The 4,313-nt window shown below is 57.8% G+C and carries 4 protein-coding genes; 3 read left to right on the forward strand and 1 reads right to left on the reverse strand.

Annotation, left to right across the window (positions count from 1 at the left end; all coding sequences use genetic code 11):
* Positions 1 to 27 precede the first annotated feature (27 nt).
* Positions 28 to 375, reverse strand: coding sequence for a DUF1815 family protein (locus tag NW860_RS10790; RefSeq protein ID WP_414393445.1), 348 nt, complete (start codon positions 373 to 375; stop codon positions 28 to 30).
* A gap of 794 nt (positions 376 to 1,169) precedes the next feature.
* On the opposite strand from NW860_RS10790, the gene pflB reads away from it, so the two are divergent.
* From pflB to NW860_RS10805, 3 genes are all read left to right on the forward strand, one after another.
* On the forward strand, positions 1,170 to 3,449 hold the full coding sequence (gene pflB, locus NW860_RS10795) for a formate C-acetyltransferase (protein WP_414393447.1): 2,280 nt from the start codon (positions 1,170 to 1,172) through the stop codon (positions 3,447 to 3,449).
* Between the two features lie 68 nt (positions 3,450 to 3,517).
* A complete protein-coding gene (locus tag NW860_RS10800; protein ID WP_414388725.1) occupies positions 3,518 to 3,895 on the forward strand; it encodes a pentapeptide repeat-containing protein in 378 nt (125 codons plus the stop codon).
* A 154-nt stretch (positions 3,896 to 4,049) separates the two neighbouring features.
* Positions 4,050 to 4,313: 4Fe-4S cluster-binding domain-containing protein (locus NW860_RS10805; RefSeq protein ID WP_414514136.1), on the forward strand; the 264-nt coding region annotated here is incomplete at its 3' end.

Below are 4,313 nucleotides of genomic sequence, written 5' to 3' on the forward strand. Positions count from 1 at the left end.
AGGTTGTATAGGTCTTTCAGACGCGGATCAACGGCTATGGGCCAGAGCTTCTGCTGGCGCAGCGCTAGCAGCTAGATCGTCTTTGATTAGCTCTACCAGATCCTGAAGCTGACGAATGGCCTCCGCTCCTTCCAGTTTCATCAGCTCCCGCTCATCCCGCATCTCCGTCCAACTGATGGAGCACTCGGAGACTAAAAAGCGAATCAGATGCCCTTCCCGCAAGCTGACCATGAAGGAAGCGCTCTCAAAGGAGGTGCCGCAGGTGTAGCAGGAGGCCGGGTAGCCCCGCTTCTCCAAAGCAATGGCCAGCGCCTGCAAACTCATCACCAGATCCTGAACGTAGCTGCGGTATTGTTCCGCCAACCGTTTGAACATCACACTCCTCCTCACTCCTCGGCTCAGCCAGGCCCTCTTCTGGCTACAGACAAGTCGCTTAGTAATAAATACCTATGCTCGGCAGTTAAGTTCATATGTAGCACAGCAATCGGCAATCCTCAAGGAAGGAGCTCAGTCCAGGAACCAAAACTGCCCAGCGCCAAGCAGGATGATAGGCAAGGCCCAGGTGGTTCAGATGTCGTATTTAACACTCCTCTCAAAACAAACACCAAAGTTTACTCTAGTTCAAAACTCTTGCCTCTAGGGGGGGAGCGGATCCTCAGCTCAGGACGGGAAGGGAAATAGTTGCTTTTCGTGGTTGTCTTCCAATTCTCAGAAAGGCTTCTCTTATTTCCGAGGCCTCCTTATCTGCTCTTTCGAGCTGCCGAGAGTAACCCCATTTGTTGTCCGTGCCTTAACACCACTCGTGAAGATTTCCTCAAGTAACTGCTGCGCCGCCTGATTGGGGGTGCTGCCTCCAACCTACCTTGGCCTAAGCTAGCCGTTTGGCAAGCCCCCTTAGCAAGCCCTTAAGAAAACATTAAAAACGGGATTAAAAACACAGAGACAGCGGCCTCCTAAGAGGAGAAGGAACTAGAATTGAAGCAGGCAAGGTGTATTGCAAACGCCTGAAAAAAGAAACATCAGAGTTGCTAAAAGTTCTCCCTTGCACCGGTGGCTAGATCGTCCCTTTTGCAAAGATGCCAGCAGCCCTTAGCAGTAGCTGAGGAGAGGTCTTGCTCTAGGTCTAGCCTGTTGCATAGCTGTCAGGCCGAATGGCCAGGGGGATTGCTATGGTAGTGAGCGCCCAGTCTTCTGTAGCTTTGCCTACAGAATTCACAAGTAAACAACATAGCTTGAGGGATTTCGTGCCTGGGCGGTGGCAGCGCTGCATCGACGTCCGAGATTTTATTCAGCGCAATTACACGCCTTACACGGGAGATGAAAGCTTCTTGGCGCCGGCCACCGAGCGCACGCAGCGGCTGTGGGCCAAAGTTCAAGATCTGATGGCCTTGGAGCGGAAGCGTGGGATCTTGGATGCCGACACCGACCTTCCTTCCAGCATCACCAGCCACCCGCCAGGCTACATCGACCGAGAGCTGGAGCAGATCGTGGGGCTACAAACGGATAAGCCCCTAAAGCGCGCCATCCTGCCCTTTGGCGGCATCCGTATGGTAGAAACGGCCCTCAAGGCCTATGGCTACGAGCTGGATCCCCGCGTTAAGGAAATCTTTACCAAGTATCGCAAGACCCACAACGACGGGGTTTTCGACGCCTACACGGAGGAGATGCGCCGCTGCCGCCGCTCTGGGATCATCACCGGCTTGCCGGACGCCTATGGACGGGGCCGCATCATCGGTGACTACCGGCGGGTACCTCTCTATGGCGTGGATCGGCTGATTGAGGACAAGGAGGCGCAGAAGGCCAGCCTAGAGGTGGACACGATGGATGAAGAAACCATCCGCCTGCGGGAGGAGCTCTCAGAGCAGATCAAAGCCCTGTACGAGCTCAAGGAGATGGGGGCCAGCTACGGCTTTGATCTAGGCCGCCCCGCAACCAACGCCCGCGAGGCCATCCAGTGGCTGTACCTGGCCTACCTGGCAGCGGTCAAAGAGCAAAACGGCGCCGCCATGTCCCTGGGGCGGGTTTCCACGTTCCTAGACATCTACATCGAGCGGGATCTGCAGGCCGGGATCCTCACCGAGGAAGAGGCCCAGGAGCTCATTGACCACTTTGTTATGAAGCTGCGCATGGTCAGGTTTTTGCGCACGCCGGAGTACAACGAGCTCTTCAGCGGGGATCCCACCTGGGTAACCGAGTGCATCGGCGGCATGGGGCTAGATGGGCGGCCTTTGGTGACCAAGACCAGCTTCCGCATGCTGCATACCCTCTACAACCTTGGGCCGGCGCCGGAGCCCAACTTGACCGTGCTCTGGTCGGAGCGGCTGCCGGAAGCTTTCAAGCGCTACTGCGCCAAGGTCTCCATCGAAACCAGCTCCATCCAGTACGAAAACGACGACTTGATGCGCCCCTACTGGGGGGATGACTACGGCATCGCCTGCTGTGTGTCGGCCATGCGCATCGGCAAGCAAATGCAGTTTTTTGGAGCGCGGGTGAACTTGGCCAAGTGCCTGCTCTATGCCATCAACGGCGGTCGGGATGAGATCTCCGGCGAGCAGGTGGCTCCTGCTTTCGCCCCCATCACCGCCGATGTCCTGGACTACGACGAGGTGTGGCCGCGCATGGCGCAGATGATGGCCTGGCTGGCCAAAACCTACGTCAACACCATGAACATCATCCACTACATGCACGACAAGTACTGCTACGAGCGCCTGGAGATGGCCCTGCACGACCGGGACGTGCTGCGCACCATGGCCTTTGGGTTGGCCGGCCTGTCGGTAACAGCCGACTCCCTATCCGCCATCAAATACGCGCGGGTACGGGCCATCCGGGATGAGCGGGGCCTAGTGGTGGATTACGCGGTGGAGGGCGACTTCCCCAAATACGGCAACAACGACGACCGGGTTGACCAGATTGCGGTGCAACTGGTGCAGACCTTCATGGCGGAGCTGCGCAAGCACAAAACCTACCGCAACGCCATCCCCACCCAGTCCATCCTCACCATCACCTCCAACGTGGTCTACGGCAAGAAAACCGGCAACACCCCTGACGGGCGGCGAGCGGGCGAGCCCTTTGCCCCAGGGGCCAACCCCATGCACGGCCGGGACACCAAGGGGGCGGTGGCCTCGCTGGCTTCCGTGGCCAAGCTGCCCTACGACGACGCTCTGGATGGCATCTCCAACACCTTCTCCATCGTGCCGGCGGCCCTGGGTCGCACAGCGGAGGAGCGGGTTGCCAATCTAGTGGGGCTGCTGGATGGCTACATGCGGGATGGCGGCTTTCACCTCAACGTGAACGTTCTCAACCGCGAGACCTTGCTGCACGCCATGGAGCACCCAGAGCTCTATCCACAGCTCACCATCCGGGTTTCCGGCTACGCGGTGAACTTCATCAAGCTCACCCGCGAGCAACAACTGGATGTGATTAACCGCACCTTCCATCAACACTTCTAAACGACGGCCAGGGGATCCCTGAAGGCTGCCCATACCCAGGGAAAGGGATCCCCCAGCAAGGAGGTTCGATGAGCTATAGCGCTTTGGACTTGGTTAGAGACTACGCGGCAGGACAGCGAGATTTCCAAGGGATCGAGCTGCTCCAGGCCGACCTACAAGGGATCCACCTAGCCGGTGCCGACCTGCGCTCTGCCGACTTCAGCGGGGCCAACCTGGCAGGCGCCAACCTGCGGGGGTGTGATCTCAGCTTTGCCAATTTCAGCGACGCCAACCTATCTGGAGCCGATCTGCGAGGATGCCTGCTTTTCGGCACCGATTTCCGAGGTGCTCTCTTGGAAGGAGCTTTGCTGGATCACGCCGATTTCGATGCCTATACCCATTTCCCAGCGGGCTTTGATCCGAAGGCGCATCGCCTACACAACATCTCGTCAGGTGTCTCCCAGTAGGCCCTTTGGGGTCTTTCCATCGGTTTTCAACTTAAGAAAACCCAGCCCAGGTAAACCCAAAGTCAAAGCCAGGGGGTGGGCAACGTAGCCAGCAATTTGGAAGAAAACCTCAAGATTAATTGATATTTTGCAAAAGCCATTGAGAATAGAAGTTATGGGTACCTCCCTCAACCCCTCGAGGCCGGTGACCGGCCGCATTCACTCGGTTGAAACCTGTGGCACGGTAGATGGGCCAGGGATCCGCTTTGTCATCTTCCTGCAGGGCTGTCCTCTGCGCTGTCTGTACTGCCACAATCCGGACTGTCGGGATCCCAATGCTGGCCAGGTGGTGACAGTGGACTCCCTCATGGCGGAGATCCAGCGCTGCCGCAATTACTACCTCAAAGGCGGGGGAGTAACGGCCAGCGGGGGAGAACCG

Source organism: Synechococcus sp. F70.1 (assembly GCF_047502745.1).
Classification (GTDB): domain Bacteria; phylum Cyanobacteriota; class Cyanobacteriia; order Thermostichales; family Thermostichaceae; genus Thermostichus.

Coding starts and splice junctions, on each gene's coding strand:
- NW860_RS10790 (WP_414393445.1), bottom strand. CDS start 375: ATGTTCAAACGGTTGGCGGAACAATACCGCAGCTACGTTCAGGATCTG.
- NW860_RS10800 (WP_414388725.1), top strand. CDS start 3,518: ATGAGCTATAGCGCTTTGGACTTGGTTAGAGACTACGCGGCAGGACAG.
- pflB (WP_414393447.1), top strand. CDS start 1,170: ATGGTAGTGAGCGCCCAGTCTTCTGTAGCTTTGCCTACAGAATTCACA.